Consider the following 16,342-nt stretch of genomic DNA (forward strand, 5'->3'; position numbering starts at 1 on the left):
GGCTACCCAGTCTATGGTGCCAATGGGAAAATCGGCAAGTATTCGGAGTACAACCATGAGCATCCTGTTGTTGCTATTACCTGCCGTGGCAACACTTGCGGAAGAGTTATAGTTACCGAGCCGATGTCATATATTACGGGCAACGCTATGTGCCTTGACGAGTTGAAAGAAAATAAAGTGGAAGTTTCGTTTCTTTCAGATTTTCTCGCCTATCGCGGACTTGAGGATACGGTGACGGGGTCCGCCCAGCCGCAGATAATTCGGTCTGCATTGCTAGAGATAATCATCCCATTGCCTTCTATTTGGGAGCAGAAAAGGATAAATCGTAGGGTGAACGCCATTTCATGTAAGCTTTCGAAAGAAGAAAAAAACGTCCGTTGGCTCAGATCACTAGAATCCGGCCTCATGAACGACCTCCTCACCGGCCACGTCCGAGTCACCCCGTTGCTCGACCAGGCCCAGACCCCCACCCCGGCATAGACCGAAACACCCGCAACATCAGGATCACATCACACAGGGAGTCGCAATGACCACCTTCGACAGCACCAAGCGTTCTCTCCCGGAACTGCTCAAGGACATCAACACCGGCAAGATCCAGCTCCCCGATTTCCAGCGCGGTTGATCGTCAACCCCCGAATGACACTTGGCCGACGAGGGGGGTATCATGAACGGACAGATCCAAACCACAGAGACAGGGAAGGCAATCCATGAACGTATCGATCCCCGACTGGACGGCGGAAGGGGTTTTGCCACCGGTGGATGCTGGCGATCCGACTTCCTTGAATCGCTCACCTTATCATGTGTCGCTGCTCGATCTCGTGGAGCATTTCGGTACATCCAAAGAGCGTATCAGGATACTGGACGGCTTCCTTCGCTACCGGAGTGGCCTGCATGAGGCAGGATTGACACAAGGGTTCCAGTGGCTGGATGGGAGCTATATGGAGCACGTCGAAGCGATAGAAAAACGATCGCCGAATGATATCGACGTGGTCAGTTTCATTGAGTTCCCGCCAGGGATGAGCGAGATGGAAATCAAGACCCATTATTCCGATATCATAGGGCTCACCAGAAACAGCAGGACGTTGATCAAAAGACAATTGATGGTAGACGCCTTCATGGTTCCGCTCAATAGGGCGTCCAGCGTTGATTTGGTGGCATTGAGCACTTACTGGTACGGCGTCTGGTCTCATCGAAGAGACAGAGCATGGAAGGGATTCATTCAGGTGTCTCTGATGCCGGATCATGCAGCAAGGGCGCGTCTTGACTCCCTTATGGGTCAGGAGGAAAACGTATGAATCAGCAGGAGTATATTGACCTTCAAGCCGAGTGCAATACGCTCAGGGGTATGTTGGCTGGAATCCCTGAAGACCGGGTACTTTCCAGAGCCAGCCTGGAGCTTCGGCTTGAAGAGCTCGAAGAAAGATTAGCGGACTCTTCTGCTCTGGAACAAGAGCCCGTTAAGGCAGTGCTGACATTCAGCGGCCGTCCGGTGTCGGGTTCTAAGGGGGTTCTGGCTGCCTTCGCCGCCAAGGCACTGTCTGCTTTTTCGGAAGCCATTACCGCTGTCGGCGCCTCCCATCACGCTACATTGGCACCGACAGGACCTGTGCCTAATCGCGATCAGTATCAGATGATGATCACCGGTACTGCTCGCGGCTCATTCGGCTTTCAGCTTCAGGAATCGTCGGCACAACTGGAATTTTATCAGGACAGCACTGTAGCCAAGGCGCTGGAAGCAACCCGCAGCTTGCTTGATGGAAGTATTGGCGTTGATGATGAGCAACTCGCTGAAGCAGCCGCTGATATGGATCAGCGTGCCCTGGACAAGATCCGAGGCTTTGTCAGCATCCTGAATGACCATGATGCCACCTGCTCCTTGATGCATGCAGACAAGTCATTTAGTTTCAGGAACTCGGGGCAAGTCAGGCGCAGCCTGGAGCGACTGAGCCAGGAATATCTTTCCGAAAGCGAGCAGGCTCTTTCGATCAGATTCGGTGGTGCTTTGCCTCATAAGGGAAGTTGCGAATTTCAGATCGAAGACAGCAAAGAGTGGCTGACGGCAAAGATTGGCCCAGGTGTTGAAAACCCGGACGCCATCAACGACCACCGCAATGAAATGGTCGAGGCAAAGATGCTGATCACCCAGGCCGGACGGGGCAGGCCCCGCTACAAGCTTCTGGAGCTACCTCGTTGGGCAACGGGTGATCCGAAGGTGGCTGAACCGTCAGGCACTTCGAAAAGGCCATAGGCAAGAAGTTGCTGGTGGGGTCGGAACCCGCTTGGTCCTGGACACCAATACCCTCATCAGCCGCATGCTGATGCCACAAGGCACAGCCGTCCGTGCCGTGGACAAGGCGCTGGCCCAGTGCCGATTATCTTGCGTTGCCATAAACAAGGACGATTACATCCACGCGATCCATGCTGGGCTGGCTGGTGACTACAAGCCGATGGTGGAGCGGATCAGGCAAGCGGTAGGGACTTGCCGGAGCGCAGCCTGGTTTCGATGCTGCGGCTAGCCTCGCCGGTCTCCACGCCGGTGGAGGAGGCAACGCTCTTCAGGAGGGCGTCACGGCCCACAATGCGGCGCTTCTTGGGGGAGCGGGATGTGGCCATTCGGTCAGTCTCTCCTGGCTGGTATGCTCATTTTACGCGCCTACCGCGCCCCCTGCATCAAAAACCCTACAGCACCATGGAGCAGCCACGGTATGGCAGGTCCCGAATATACGGATGTCGAAAAGCCCTTCATCGATCAGTTGGTGGGGCAGGGCTGGGACTTCCTGGCCGGCTCGGTGGACAACCCCGCCGTGACCCATCGCGACAGCTTCGCCCAGGTGGTGATGGAACCACTGCTGCGCCGACAGTTGCGGGCCATTAACCTGCGCGACGGTGAACCCTGGCTCGATGGGCCGCGTCTGGATCAGGCAGTGGCGGCCATCACCCGACTCCCCGCCAGCAAGGTGCTGGAGGCAAACCAGCAGGCCACCGAGTTGCTGCTCAATGGGCTGTCGGTGGATGGCCTGGAAGGGTGGGACGGGGGTCGCGGCCAGACGCTGCGCTTTATCGACTGGGATGAGCCCGCCAACAACCTGTTCACCGTGGTGAACCAGTTCAAGGTGAAGTGTCCGCCCGGCCATGATGGCGCCAAGGGCCACGTGATCCCCGACCTGGTGCTGTTCGTCAACGGCATTCCGCTGGTGGTGGTGGAGTGCAAGAGCCGCAGTGCGCCCGAGGGCCTCAGTCAGGCGGTGGATCAGTTGCGCCGCTACCATGATCAGCGCTGGCTGGACGGAGAAGTGGGGGAGCGTGAGGGTGCGCCAGGCCTGTTCGCCACCAGCCAGTGCCTGGTGGCCAGCAACTTCGATGATGCCCGGGTGGGCACCGTCGGTGCCCGTTTTGCCCATTACCTGAGCTGGAAGACGGTCGCGCCCAGGCGGGAATCCCAGGTGGCCATGGACCTGGGCGTGGCGGATCTCTCCGCCCAGCAGCGCCTGATCGCCGGGATGCTGACCCAGGCCAACCTGCTGGATATCGTGCGCCACTACACCCTGTTCATGAACCTGGGCGGCCAGACCATCAAGCTGGTCTGTCGCTATCAGCAGTTCCGCGGCGTCACCCGGGCCGTGGAACGCCTGAAACAGGGCAAGACCCGTCGAGAGGATGGAGAAGCCGACCGCCGTGGCGGCATCGTCTGGCACACCCAGGGCAGCGGCAAGAGCCTGTCCATGGTGTTCCTGGTGCGCAAGATGCGCACCGACCCCGCGCTGCGCCGCTTCAAGGTGGTGGTGATCACCGATCGCAAGGACCTGCAGACCCAGCTCTCCGGCACCGCCAGGCTCACCGGCGAGAGCGTGGAGAAGGCGGGTAACACCGCCGAGCTCAAGAAGCTGCTGGCCCGGGAGGGCCCCGGTCTGGTGTTCGGCATCATTCAGAAATACCGCGACCCGGATGCCGAAGGGGAGGGTGATGCCTATGAGATCCCCGAGGGCCGAGGGCTGGACTGGGCGCACCGCGATGTGGCCGAGCCTGACCCCTTGAGTTGCGCTCGTGCACCGAAGAAGCCCAGCCTGAGCGCGCCCTTCGAAGTGCTCAACACCAGCGAGGACATCCTGATCCTGGTGGACGAGGCCCACCGCACCCAGGCCGGCGACCTGCACGCCAACATGATGCGCGCCCTGCCCAACGCGGCCCGCATCGGCTTCACCGGCACGCCCATCATCATGGGCGACAAGAAGCGCACCCACGATATCTTCGGCGAATACATTGACCGCTACACCATCAAGGAGTCGGAGCAGGACGGCGCCACCGTGCCCATCCTCTACGAGGGGCGCACCGCCAAGGGGGCGATCAAGGACGGCGCCAGCCTGGATGGTCTGTTCGAGGACCTCTTCCGGGACCATAGCCCGGAAGAACTGGAGGCGATCAAGAAGAAGTACGCCACCAAGGGACAGATCTTCGAGGCACCACGGCTGATCCGGGAAAAGGCCCAGGACATCCTGCGTCACTACGTCACCCATATCCTGCCCAATGGCTACAAGGCCCAGTTGGTGGCCTACAGTCGCCGCGCCGCGTTGCGCTACGTTGAGGCCCTGGAGGCGGCCCGCGCCGAACTGCTGGAAGAGGCCCTGGCCCTCTCCCCCGAGGACAAGGCGCTAGATGATGCGCAACTGCTCACGCGGCCCCCACGGGTGAAGGCGGCGATCCAGGCCTGGCGCCATCGTCAGGTGCTGTGCCAACTGGCGTTCGCCGTGGTATTCAGCAGCGGCAACAATGACGACTCCGCCTGGGCGAAGTGGAGTGACCGTGCCGCCGTGGAGCACCATATCCAGCGCTTCAAGAAACCCCTGCCGCCGCTGGATGGCACGCCGCCGGCGGATGCCGCCAAGCACGATCCGCTGGCCTTCCTGATCGTCAAGAGCATGCTGCTCACCGGCTTCGATGCCCCCATCGAGGGAGTGATGTATCTGGACCGCTCCCTGCGGGAGGCGGAGTTGCTGCAGGCCATTGCCCGGGTCAACCGCACCGGCCACGGCAAGACCCACGGCATCGTGGTGGACTACTTCGGCGTGGCCAACCACCTCAAAGAGGCCCTGGCCGCCTACAGCGAGGAGGATGTCGAGGGCGCGCTGCAAAGCCTCAAGGACGAGATCCCGCTGCTGCGCGATCGCCATCTGCGAGTCATCGACGTGCTGCGCGGGCAGGGCGTGGATGACCTGGACGATACCGAGGAAGCGGTGCGGGCGCTGGCGGACGAGCGGGTGCGGGCGGAGTTCGTGGTCAAGCTCAAGGAGTTCAATCGCGGCCTGGACGACGTGCTGCCGCGCCCCGAGGGGCTGGAGTTCGTCAACGACGCCAAGCGGCTCGCCTACATCCACGCCCTGGCCCGCAACCGTTACAAGGACACCCCGGAGCTTTGCCGGGACATCGGCAACAAGGTGCGCAAGCTGATCGACGATTACGTGATCTCGCTGGGTATTGATCCGCGCATCCCGCCGGTGCAACTCACCGATGCCGAGTTCGATGCCCACCTGGGCCGCCAGGTGGGCGATCGCGCCAAGGCCTCGGAGATGGAGCATGCGGTGCGCTCCCATGTGCGCAAGCACATGGACGAAGACCCGGTAAAGTACGGGCGGCTCAGCGAGCGCCTGGAGGAGTTGCTTCAGCAACTGGATGGCCAGTGGGCCGAACAGGTGGAAGCCCTGGAGGGCCTGATCCACCAACTCCGTGACGGCGCCGCCATCGACGGTGAGGCGATCCCGGACATGCCCGCCCATGCCGAGCCCTTCTGGCGGGAGCTGGTGGCCAGCAGCGGCCAGACGCCGGAGCAACTGGACGAGGCCCATGCCCGCAAGCTGCTGGAGGCCACCGAGGAACTGGTGGCCCTGATCCAGCAGGAGATCGCCATCCCCGACTTCTGGAAACCCTCCCATATCCCGGACCAGGAAGCCCTGCGTCAGCACCTGTTCACCACGTTGATGATCAAGGGCGTGGTCCCGTTCGACCGTGCCAGCGAGGTGGCGCAGCGGTTGCTGGACCTGGCCCGCAGCAATCACGACAGGCTGATGAACGCATGACCCAGCTGGCCGTAGACGACCTGACCTTCGAGGTGCGCGAAAGCACCCGCCGCAAGACCCTGGAGATCACCGTGGACCGGGGCGGCGAGCTGATCATTTCGGCGCCCTCGGGCACCGATGAGCAGCACCTGCGCGACTTCGTGATGGAAAAACGGCTGTGGATCTACCGCAAACTGGCGGAGAAGGCCGAGAACCGCAGCCGGTTGCCGCAAAAGCAGTACGTCAATGGCGAGGGTTTCCTCTACCTGGGCCGCAGCTACCGACTCAAGCGCGTACCCAATGATGCCCAGGACGCCCCGCTCAAGCTCGTGGCCAGGCACTTCCAGCTCCGCGAGGATGCCCTGCCCAACCCCCGGGAACACTTCATCCGCTGGTACAGCGCCCGCGCCACGGACTGGCTGACCGCCGGGGTGAAGGCGCAGGCCCGGCGCATGGGGGTGGAGCCGGCGGGCGTGAAGGTCCAGGACCTGGGCTACCGCTGGGGCTCCTGTGGCAAGGGGAACCGGGTCTACTTCCACTGGAAGACCATCCTGCTACCGCGCCATATCGCCGAGTACGTGGTCGTGCACGAGCTGGTTCACCTGCACGAGCCCCACCACACCCCCGCTTTCTGGCGCCGCCTGGAGCGAGCCATGCCGGATTATGAGCAGCGCAAGGGGTGGTTGGCGCGGCATGGAATTGAGGTGGAGGGGGTTTGAACGTTGGAGCTGGCAGACTCGCGCCGCCCAAAGGTCATTAACGCTGCCAAGAGCAACGGTCGGAACCGGCTTGATGTTTTGTCCATTTTGTCTAAAATAGACAAAACATTGCTCCCTGCAAGCATGGAGGGTCTCATGCGTACCATCACCGCCAGCGAGGCCAAACAGGGCTTTGCCAAGTTAATCGACACCGCCAGCCGGGAACCGGTAATTATCCAGCGCCAGAAGCGTGATGTTGCTGTGGTGCTCTCCATGGCAGAGTACGAACGCCTGACAAGACTCAACATCGCCGAGTTCCAGCGCTTTTGTGACCGCATCGGTAGTCAGGCCAAAGCCGCTGGCCTGGACGAAGCCAAACTGACTGAGTTGCTCGCTTCGGACGATTGAAGACCTGCCATGCGCACGGAAGAAACCCGCTTGGTCTTGGACACCAATACTCTGATCAGCCGCATGCTGGTGCCACAAGGTACAGCCGGGCGTGCCGTGGACAAGGCGCTGGCCCAGGGCGTTCTGCTGGCTTCCGAAGAAACATTGACCGAATTAGCCAATGTCCTTTCCCGCCCCAAGTTTGATCGCTATGTTTCTCTGGAAGCGCGGCAGCAATTCCTCAAGTTGCTTGGCGGAGTCGTACGCGTGGTCCCGATTCAGCATCGCATCCAGGCCTGTCGCGACCCTAAGGATGACATGCTGCTGCATGTGGCCCTTAATGGTGAGGCACAATGTCTGGTCACTGGCGATCAGGATTTATTGATACTCGGCAATGACTTTTGGCAAAGCCACGGGCTGCGCATCCTCTCGCCAGCCGATTATCTCGCGTTGATATGATCAATGCATCGAATGATGCCCTAATTTTGTAAACACCTCTTCAACAGGCTGCACAGCTGAATCAATTCCCGGCACCAGGGACGTGAACGACACCACCCATTACTACAATCAGCACGCCGGCCAGTTCATCGCCGACACCCTGCACGTGGACATGGAGCCCCTGTACCATTGCTTTCTGCGCCACTTGCCGGCCGGTGCGTGGGTGCTGGATGCCGGTTGCGGTGCCGGGCGCGATGCCCTGGCCTTTAAGCGGCGGGGCTATGGCGTCAGTGCCTTCGATGCCAGCGTGGCGCTGGCGGACCATGCCTCACAATTGCTCGGCCAGCCGGTGCCCGTGCAGCGGTTCGATGAGGTGGACGAGGTCGAACGATATGACGGCATCTGGGCCTGCGCCAGCCTGCTGCATGTGCCTGCCGCCCACTTGCCCGCCAACTTCCATGCGCTCTGGCAGGCCCTGAAACCGGGCGGTGTCATCTATTGCAGCTTCAAGCTGGGAACGGGTGAACGTGATCGCAACGGCCGACACTTCACCGATGCCAATGAAGACCAGATCCGCGTCTGGACTCGGGAACTCACCGGACTGGCCAAGCTGGAATGCTGGCTCACCGAGGATCAACGCCCCGATCGGGAGGAACAGTGGCTGAACTGTCTGCTGCACAAGGCAACCCGCCAACTCATCACCGGTGGTGACGACAATCCCTTCCTGCCCCATCTATGCAGCGGCATTCACCGCGCCGATGCCATCGACATGGCAGTGGCCTTCATCAAGCACACCGGCCTGCGCCTGTTGCTGCCTGATCTACAGGCGGCGCTGGACCGCGAGGCGGCTGGCCGACGTCCTGCGCGTATCCGCATCCTCACCAGCGATTACCTGGACATCACCGATCCCCAGGCGCTGCGTGCCCTCATGCTGCTTCAGGAGCAGGGGGCGCAGGTCAGGGTTTACCAGAGCCGGGGCGGCAGTTTTCATCTGAAGGCCTATCTGTTTGCCGGCTCGCAGGATAGCGATGCCCACTGGGGCTGCGCCTTCATCGGCTCCAGCAACATCAGCCGCCAGGCCCTGCAGCAGGGGCTGGAATGGAACTACCGGATCAACTATCCGGGGGACAAGGGCTTTCTGGAAACCCGGGCGCGCTTTCAGGCCCTGTTCAGTGATCCGGCCACCGTGCCGCTGTCGGACGAGTGGATCGACACCTACGACGCTCGCCGCATCCCGCCGGAGCGTTCATGGGAGCCGGGCAGCACCGAGTCGGACCCGCCGCCCACGCCCACGCACATTCAGTCGCAGGCCCTGGAGGCACTGGAGCAGACACGCCTGGACGGCTACCGGCGTGGTCTGGTGGTCATGGCCACCGGCCTGGGCAAGACCTGGCTCGCCGCCTTCGACACGCAGCAGATGGGCGCTCGCCGGATCCTGTTCGTGGCCCATCGGGAAGAGATCCTCAACCAGGCTGCCGCCACCTTTGCCCGCATCCGCCCCAGCGCCCGGATCGGCTTCTATCACGGCCGCCAGCGGGACGCCCGGGTGGATATCCTCTGCGCCTCCATCCAGACCCTGGGTCGGGTCGATCACCTGGAGCGTTTTGTGCCAGGGCATTTCGATTACATCGTCGTGGACGAATTCCACCACGCCGCCGCGCCCACCTATCACCGCCTGCTGAACCACTTTGTGCCCGCCTTCCTGCTGGGCCTCACCGCCACCCCCGACCGCACCGACAACGCCAGCATCCTCTCCTTGTGCGATGACAATCTGGTGTTCGAGAGTGATCTGTTCACCGGGGTGAACGAGGATCTGCTGGTGCCGTTCCACTACTACGGCGTTTTCGACGAGGACGTGGACTACCAGAGCATCCCCTGGCGCAACGGCCGGTTCGACCCGGATCTGCTGGGCAACCGGCTGGCGACTCTGGCTCGTGCGCGTCATGCCCTGAGCACCTGGCGGGAACGGGCTCAGCGGCGCACCCTGGCCTTTTGCATCTCCATCCGCCACGCCGATTACATGGCCGATCAATTTGCTCGGCAGGGTGTGAGGGCGGCGGCGGTCTATGCCGATTCCAGGCTATCCCGGGGTGAGGCGCTGGAACAATTGGCCAACGGCCAGTTGCAGGTGCTGTTCTGCGTGGACCTGTTCAACGAGGGGGTGGACCTGCCGGCTATCGACACCGTGATGATGCTGCGCCCCACCGAATCCCGCATCCTGTTCCTGCAGCAACTGGGGCGGGGCCTGCGCAAGGCCGAGGCGAAGGAGCGACTGGTGGTGCTGGATTTCGTGGCCAATCACCAGAGCTTTCTGCACAAGCCCATGGCGCTGATGAACCGGACCATGACCCATCAGGATCTGGCCCGTTTTGCCCGCGATCTGGAAAACCAGAGCCTGGATCTGCCCACGGGCTGTTACGTCAACTACGACCTGCGGTTCATCGATTTTCTCAAATCCCTGGGCGGCAGTGATCTTCAGGATCAGTACCTCACCCTGCGCGACACCCTCGGCCGTCGGCCGACCCTGACCGAGTTCTACCGCGCCGGTGCCAGCCTGCAGGCCGTGCGTCGCCAGTATGGTCACTGGTTCGGGCTGATCGCTGCCCTGGAGCCCGACCTTCAGGCCGAGGAGCGGACGGTGATCGAGCAGCAGGCGGATCTGCTCCGGAAACTGGAGACCACCGCCATGAACAAGAGCTACAAGATGGTCCTGCTGGAGGCCTTCCAGGAGCTGGATGGCTGGCGGGAGGCGCCCACTCTGGCGGATCTGGCGGCCCGATCCTGGCAGGTGCTGCAGCGCCGCCGCCCGCTGCTGGCCGACCTGCCGGACGCCTATCAGGGTCTCACCGAACCACCGGATGGCTGGCTGGGCTATTGGCGCAAGAATCCGGTGGCGGCCTGGGTCGGTGGGTCTTTTTTCACCCTTGAGGGTGATCGTTTCATCGGCGCCAAGGCGGTGGTTCCAGACCACGTTTCCACCCTGACGGCCCTGGTGCAGGAACTGGTGGATTACCGGTTGGCCACCTATGAGGTCAGGCAGGGTCTGGGTGGCGCCACGGTCACGGCCTTGTCCAGCCGCAGGCCGGAGCAGGTGTCGCTGCCGTACTTTCCCAACCTCAAGATCGCCTGTGGCCACTTCAAGACGGGCACCGCCGATTGCGAGGAATACCGCAGTCTCCCGCCGGAAGGTTACGGTCGTCTGGATCCCGGTCGGCACTTCATTGCCCGCGCCTCCGGCAATTCCATGAATGGCGGCAAGCAGCCGGTGGAGGATGGCGACTATCTGCTGCTGGAGCTGGCCAGTGCTGAGAGCGCGGGTCGCATCACCAGCGAGATCCTGGCCATCGAGCGTCAGGACGGCGCGGGCGACAATCAGTACCTGCTGCGCAAGGTGCTCAAGGATCCGAGCGGTCAGTACCGCCTCCGGGCCAGCAACCCGGATTACGAGGACATCGTGGTCACGCCGGAGCTGCAGGAGCAGTTCCGCACTTTTGCTCGCTTCAAGGGGGTGCTGGATCCGTTATGGATGGTGGTGGGGGAGCGGTTTGCCCGGGAAGAGATACCCGGCCTTTTCAACGCAAAGTTCAACCCGGGCAGTTGGAACAGTGGTCATGTGGTGCTCGGGGACCAAAAGGTCCATGTGCTGCTGGTGACGCTGAACCAGCAGGGCAAGGCAGCAGACTATCGTTACCTGAACCATTGGGTGGATGACAGCCATTTCCACTGGCAGACCCAGAATCAGACAACGCCCCAGAGCAAGCGGGGCCGGGAGATCATCCATCATGAGGAGATGGGCATCGCTATCCATCTTTTCATCCGGGAAAACAAGCTGGAGCAGGGGAAGGCCGCGCTATTCACCTACTACGGGCCGGTGCGGTATCTCAAGCACCAGGGCAGTGGGCCGATGAGTGTGGATTTTGAGGTGATCCAGCACCCCGGAGGACGTTGAATCATGGGCCCGAGGTCAATACCCCGTTGCCTTCAGTTCAATGATGTCGGTGATCTTTTCGCCATCCCATCGATATTGCAGGTGCCTGCCCTGACGGGTTGGCCCCAGGGCGGGTGGCCTCAGGACACCCGCACACAGACCGCCCTCGGTACCCCTTACGCTGAGATAGATGAATCCGTAACGACCGGCCTGTCGGGCCTGAAGTCCCAGGTGCTGCGAAGGCCGCCAATCGTGGGGGGCGAGGTAGGGAGTGCCAGTGGGGGCGCAGAGGTCGAGCAGCGGCGCCCGCAACTCTGCCAGATAAACCCGCATTTCCAGGTTGATCGAGGGTTCCGATGATTCACGGAGGAAACGCTCGCGGTGATGACGGGTTTCGGCCACCGCGGTGTGCTCGTCTCGGGCGCAGTAATACACGCCGTAGGCCCCATCGGAAAAACGACTCTGGGCCGGGTAGGTAAAGGCGGCCATGACGGGCGTGTAGCCGGGCCCGAATCGGCGATCCTGTTCGGGCACCAGATGGATCTCGCCGGCCGCCTCGCGCAGGCGATTCGAGGTCAGGCCCTCGAGCTCATGGAGGGCCGCCAGATCGCCGGCTTGTCCGGCAACACCCTCGAAGCGGTCTATGGGTGGGAAACGGGAAGGTACGATCCGGTAGCTCTTGGGCCAATGCACCTCCACCTCTGAAAACTGGGCGAGAAGATCAGCCTCGGGCGGCATCCAGATGCTCCCGCACAGCCACCAGGTCTGCTACATGCCCCCCAAGCATGCGTTCAAGGGGGGAGTGTCTGCCAAAGCGGGGGTTGGTGTTCGGTCGTCTCACCCAGCCATGCGCGGATTCGGGCCTTGGCAGCAGGATATGGAGCGCCTTGTAGATGCCGAGAATCAGGGAAAGACGCTCAAGCAGGTTCACGTCTGCCTGCACCCGGTTCGGATCACGTTTCCAGCGTCGATAGGTTGGGCCGGAGACCCCCAGCAGTCGCGCTGCCTCCTGTTCCTTGAGCCCCCATGCCCGGGCAATGTTTGGATAGGCCCGCAAGCCGGCGGCAGCCAGTGTCTGGCGTTGCTCCATCGTCATTGTTTGCATGGGGTACCTCCTGGGCAATGGCCTGTTTCGCCATGGATCATTTAATTGGTTTTTCGATTATAGCGCTCAAGTGATCCATATTCCTCCCTGCTTCGCCGGTCGCACCCGCAGGTTTGGCGTGGCCGCCGCTGTGTGGCATTGAGGGAAAGGCGAGTTTTGCTTGCCACGAGGCGACGAGCATTGACGGATTCAAGGAAAATGCCTCAGATGTACGGCAGCCGCTGCATTGCCCATCTCGACATGGATGCGTTCTACGCGTCCGTGGAATTGCTGCGCTATCCGCAACTTCGGGGTCAGCCCCTCGTGGTCGGTGGGCGTCGTGTCGCGGCCCCGATGGTCGGCGACGATGGTGTCCTTGAGTTCACCCATCTGCGTGATTACCGTGGGCGAGGCGTGGTAACCACCGCGACCTACGAGGCGCGCGCCCGGGGTGTACACTCCGGCATGGGCCTGATGACCGCCGCTCGTCTTGTGCCGGGTGCGGTTCTGCTACCCGCTGATTTCACCGCCTACCGGCACTACTCGATGCGTTTCAAGACGGCGGTTGCCTCCCTCGCGCCGAGGATCGAGGACCGTGGGATCGACGAGATCTACATCGACCTGACCTCCCACGGCAGCGACCCTGAGCCGATCGCCAGCCGTATCAAGGAGGCGGTGCGTGCGGCGACGGGGTTGTCCTGTTCGATCGGCATCGCGCCCAACAAACTGTTGGCAAAGATGGCTTCGGAGTTCAACAAGCCGGACGGTCTCACGCACGTGGGTCCGGCGGATCTGGTGGCCCGGATATGGCCGTTGAAGGCCAGCAAGATCAACGGGATCGGGCCCAAGTCCACAGAGCGGTTGGCGCGTCTGGATATTCATACCATCGGTGATCTCGCCCGGGCAGAACTCGGCCTTTTGCAGGAGCACTTCGGACCCCGATATGCCGCCTGGCTGCATGACGCCGCGCACGGGCGTGACGACCGGCCGGTGGTCACGGAGGCCGAGCGCAAGTCGGTCAGTCGCGAGACCACCTTCGAGCGTGACCTGCACCCGAGACACGACCGTGCCGAACTCACCGGGATATTGGTGGCGCTTTGCGAACGGGTGACCGCTGATCTGCAGGCGCTGGGCGTGCGTGGGCGGACCGTGGGCATCAAACTGCGCTACGCGGATTTTCGCACACTGACCCGTGACCACACGCTGCGCGTGCCCATTGATGCGCAGGCGGACCTGCTGGCCGCCAGCCGGGAGTGCCTGCGCCGGGCGCCCATGGATCGGCCTTTGCGGTTGCTGGGTGTGCGCGTGAGTGCTCTGGTACCGGTTGCCGATGTCGCTGAAAATCCAGGAGTCTGGGAGCAGGGCGAGTTGGCCTTCGACGAGTGAAGCTGACGGCCTGTTACCCAATGCCCCACGAAGGCGACAACCGTGGTAGCAGGAGACCACTTTGAGCGCGCCACTGGCCGTGCTCTATTGGAAAGCGTCTCGCCAGGAACTCGTCTTCAAGGCGCGCCTGAATCACCAAAGCGGCGATGGCTACCACCAGTATCAGTCCAGCGGCAACACTGGGTGCAAGCATGGCCAGGCCAACACAGGTGACGGTGTCCCCGAGATACATCGGGTGGCGCGTGGAAGGGAACAGACCACCGCTGCGAACCAGCCGAACCGGCTCCTGCGACTCGGTGCAGGTAACACCTTTTCGACGAAGTACCGCATAGTGCGCCAGCGTGATGCAGCCACCGAAGACCACCAGTAACTGGGCGAGGAGGATAGCTGGATTCGGCCAACCTGGTAGCCCACCCGCTACGAAGCGCTCAATCACCAAGCCGATGAGTACGCCGCTGGCTGCCAGCTTTGTCCACCATGCTGCTGAATCTTTCAGGGTCATTGTTTCGACTTCCCGATATGGATGCCTGATTTCGACCCTGAGCCGTCAGCCGGCGTGCGCCAACAACGGTCCGCTCGCCGTGAGGAACTGCCACTCCGTGGCAACCGTCTTGCTCAACGTTGATCAAGTCCTGGTGAGGCTGAATAAACTCGGGATCCAATATCCCGCGTGAGCCAGCCTCACCTAGCCTCGGAATAAGGTTCTGCTACGGCAGGTGAAGCAGGCGTTCGCTGCGCCACACCCTGACGATATGGACTGATTCCCGATCCTTTCGGTAGACGATTCGAAACGGTGGGCGGATCAGTTCACGCAGAAAGGGTTGGTCGAACTCCGGAACCACACGCCCGGCATCGGGGTGGTCGGCGAGCACCTCAATTTGCTTCAGGGTATCGCGGACCAACCGGTGGCCGACGTCGGGGGCGTTCTGTTCAACATACCACTCCATGACTCCACGAAGGTCGTCCAACGCCGATTCGGCGAGATGGATGCTGGCCTTGGTCATACCGCTACGGCAACCCGAGCCTGTTTCTGGCCTCCGCCAGGGATACTTCGCGTCCGGCATCCAGATCTGCCAATCCCGCAACCACGGCTCGCATGAAGGCACGTTCCTCCTCTGCCAGTTCGTAGTCGCTGATGGACTGAACGACCGCCACACCGCGGCCACGGCTGGTGAGCAGCAGTGGGCGGTGTGCTTCGTTGACGTGCTTGATTACACGACCCGGGTTGACCTTGAGATCGGTCAAAGGAACCACGTCCTCGGAGAATTTCACGTGCATCAGGAGATAACCCCGTTGCTGTTTCGACCAGTCCAGCGTACCACTTAATCGACCTGAAAACAGTACACGTTCAATTTGCATTATCACCTGCCCAATCCCTGAAGACTGTCGACGCCAAATGCGCATGAAGTCCATCGTGATCGCTCATCGAATCCCCGGCCCGAACCTGCTGTGAGCTGTGGCAGTGAAACGGATCGCGGTCGACCTCTTCAACGATCTGATATGATTGGCCGCTGTAACTTCAGGTGCAGCCTCTCACCATCTCCCGCCCATCGACCGCTCCGGGCCGACAGCCGACACCACCGAGCCGGATCTCCATGTTTTCCTCGCTGAAATGGATCGGGCCATTGTTGGCGGGGCGATCTTCTCCCGGCTGACCTACGATCAGGATGACCGGCCCGTATTCATCCTTGCGCCAGTGGCCGTTGCGAGCGAGTGGCAGGGGCAAGGCCATCGGCCAGAAACTCCTGGCCCATGGCCTGGAAGCGCTGAGGAACGCAGGGGTTGATGTGGTTCTGACCTATGGTGATCCGAACTACTACTCGCGTATCGGCTTCAAGCCCATCACCGAGGCGCTGGCCCCGGCGCCCTTCACATTGAAGCAGCCCGAAGGCTGGCTGGGACAATCCCTTTTCATTGATGCCTGCCATCAGATATCCTGAATGCCTGGTGATCACCGGCCATCCGGCATGCCACGAGCATCGGGCCACCACCAGGGCAACGATCCAGCAAAGGTGATGAGTCTTCATGGTATGTCTCCTCATCGTGGCGCCCAATTTAATGCTGCCAAGGAGCTTGGTCAGATACACCCAGAAATGGATTGAAGGCTATCACTGCCGGCTCCCTTTGGTTGCTTGTCCATGTCGGTCAGGTACCTTGCTTGTGTTTCCAGGGGTCGATCACTTCGACGCCGCAGCCTGTGAAATCGGTTACGTTGCGGGTCGCCATGGCGGCGCCATGAGCACGTGCCGTGGCGGCGATCTGGCAATCGGGGAAGCTGATCGGCCGGCCGGCTGCGAGGCGGTCGACGAAGATGGTGGCAAAGGCTTGCGCTGCGACGCTGTCAAAGGGCTTGAGCAGTTCACTTGAGGGC

At 61.6% G+C, this 16,342-nt stretch carries 17 protein-coding genes and 1 pseudogene; 10 read left to right on the plus strand and 8 right to left on the minus strand.

The features are described from left to right. From LPW29_RS13205 to LPW29_RS13215, 3 genes are all read left to right on the plus strand, one after another. A partial coding sequence (locus LPW29_RS13205; RefSeq protein WP_238628402.1) for a restriction endonuclease subunit S occupies positions 1-480 on the plus strand: 480 nt, incomplete at its 5' end. Between the two features lie 227 nt (positions 481-707). Continuing rightward, the gene (locus tag LPW29_RS13210) at positions 708-1,295 is read left to right on the plus strand and encodes a DUF6932 family protein (protein WP_238628403.1); all 588 of its coding nucleotides are present in this window, start codon (positions 708-710) and stop codon (positions 1,293-1,295) included. Beyond that, entirely contained in the window at positions 1,292-2,248 is a 957-nt protein-coding gene (locus LPW29_RS13215; RefSeq protein WP_238628404.1) for a hypothetical protein, read from the plus strand. Before LPW29_RS13210 ends, LPW29_RS13215 begins: the two co-directional genes overlap by 4 nt. 212 nt (positions 2,249-2,460) lie before the next feature. Here the strand turns inward: LPW29_RS13215 and LPW29_RS13220 are convergent, their stop codons facing one another. Next, positions 2,461-2,613: a hypothetical protein gene (locus LPW29_RS13220; RefSeq protein ID WP_238628405.1), complete on the minus strand. Its 153-nt coding sequence runs from the start codon at positions 2,611-2,613 to the stop codon at positions 2,461-2,463. 92 nt (positions 2,614-2,705) lie between these two features. Between LPW29_RS13220 and LPW29_RS13225 the strand changes: the two genes are divergently transcribed. From LPW29_RS13225 to LPW29_RS13245, 5 genes are all read left to right on the plus strand, one after another. Next, positions 2,706-6,071 (plus strand): type I restriction endonuclease subunit R, encoded by a 3,366-nt coding sequence (locus LPW29_RS13225; RefSeq protein ID WP_238628406.1) that lies wholly within the window; start codon positions 2,706-2,708, stop codon positions 6,069-6,071. Beyond that, positions 6,068-6,769, plus strand: a complete 702-nt coding sequence (locus tag LPW29_RS13230; RefSeq protein ID WP_238628407.1) for a M48 family metallopeptidase — start codon at positions 6,068-6,070, stop codon at positions 6,767-6,769. Before LPW29_RS13225 ends, LPW29_RS13230 begins: the two co-directional genes overlap by 4 nt. Before the next feature lie 135 nt (positions 6,770-6,904). Then, entirely contained in the window at positions 6,905-7,156 is a 252-nt protein-coding gene (locus tag LPW29_RS13235; protein WP_040405933.1) for a type II toxin-antitoxin system Phd/YefM family antitoxin, read from the plus strand. 9 nt (positions 7,157-7,165) lie between these two features. Continuing rightward, a complete protein-coding gene (locus tag LPW29_RS13240) occupies positions 7,166-7,594 on the plus strand; it encodes a putative toxin-antitoxin system toxin component, PIN family (protein ID WP_063464404.1) in 429 nt (142 codons plus the stop codon). 82 nt (positions 7,595-7,676) lie between these two features. Further along, positions 7,677-11,522 (plus strand): DUF3427 domain-containing protein, encoded by a 3,846-nt coding sequence (locus LPW29_RS13245; RefSeq protein WP_238628408.1) that lies wholly within the window; start codon positions 7,677-7,679, stop codon positions 11,520-11,522. A 15-nt stretch (positions 11,523-11,537) separates the two neighbouring features. Here the strand turns inward: LPW29_RS13245 and LPW29_RS13250 are convergent, their stop codons facing one another. Both LPW29_RS13250 and LPW29_RS13255 read right to left on the minus strand, forming a co-directional pair. Then, positions 11,538-12,239 (minus strand): RES family NAD+ phosphorylase, encoded by a 702-nt coding sequence (locus LPW29_RS13250; RefSeq protein WP_238628409.1) that lies wholly within the window; start codon positions 12,237-12,239, stop codon positions 11,538-11,540. After that, positions 12,223-12,606 (minus strand): MbcA/ParS/Xre antitoxin family protein, encoded by a 384-nt coding sequence (locus tag LPW29_RS13255; protein WP_238628410.1) that lies wholly within the window; start codon positions 12,604-12,606, stop codon positions 12,223-12,225. The genes LPW29_RS13250 and LPW29_RS13255 overlap by 17 nt, the downstream gene beginning before the upstream one ends. Before the next feature lie 198 nt (positions 12,607-12,804). Here LPW29_RS13255 and dinB point away from each other — a divergent pair, with 198 nt between their 5' ends. Next, entirely contained in the window at positions 12,805-13,971 is a 1,167-nt protein-coding gene (gene dinB / locus LPW29_RS13260; protein ID WP_238628411.1) for a DNA polymerase IV, read from the plus strand. A 13-nt stretch (positions 13,972-13,984) separates the two neighbouring features. Here the strand turns inward: dinB and LPW29_RS13265 are convergent, their stop codons facing one another. From LPW29_RS13265 to LPW29_RS13280, 4 genes are all read right to left on the minus strand, one after another. Next, entirely contained in the window at positions 13,985-14,473 is a 489-nt protein-coding gene (locus tag LPW29_RS13265) for a methyltransferase family protein (RefSeq protein ID WP_238628412.1), read from the minus strand. Positions 14,474-14,678: 205 nt separating this feature from the next. Further along, the gene (locus LPW29_RS13270; RefSeq protein ID WP_238628413.1) at positions 14,679-14,975 is read right to left on the minus strand and encodes a type II toxin-antitoxin system RelE/ParE family toxin; all 297 of its coding nucleotides are present in this window, start codon (positions 14,973-14,975) and stop codon (positions 14,679-14,681) included. A 4-nt stretch (positions 14,976-14,979) separates the two neighbouring features. Then, positions 14,980-15,249 carry a type II toxin-antitoxin system Phd/YefM family antitoxin gene (locus LPW29_RS13275; RefSeq protein WP_238628416.1) on the minus strand — a complete coding sequence of 90 codons (270 nt, stop codon included), beginning with the start codon at positions 15,247-15,249 and terminating at the stop codon, positions 14,980-14,982. 241 nt (positions 15,250-15,490) lie between these two features. Next, positions 15,491-15,703, minus strand: coding sequence for a hypothetical protein (locus tag LPW29_RS13280; RefSeq protein ID WP_238628414.1), 213 nt, complete (start codon positions 15,701-15,703; stop codon positions 15,491-15,493). A gap of 55 nt (positions 15,704-15,758) precedes the next feature. Here LPW29_RS13280 and LPW29_RS13285 point away from each other — a divergent pair, with 55 nt between their 5' ends. Further along, positions 15,759-15,911: a hypothetical protein gene (locus LPW29_RS13285; RefSeq protein WP_238628415.1), complete on the plus strand. Its 153-nt coding sequence runs from the start codon at positions 15,759-15,761 to the stop codon at positions 15,909-15,911. Between the two features lie 205 nt (positions 15,912-16,116). Here LPW29_RS13285 and LPW29_RS13290 read toward each other — a convergent pair. Continuing rightward, a pseudogene (locus LPW29_RS13290) lies at positions 16,117-16,342 on the minus strand (hypothetical protein); the annotation flags it as partial.

Source organism: Ectothiorhodospira sp. 9100, assembly GCF_022227565.1.
Taxonomy (GTDB): Bacteria; Pseudomonadota; Gammaproteobacteria; order Ectothiorhodospirales; family Ectothiorhodospiraceae; genus Ectothiorhodospira; species Ectothiorhodospira marina.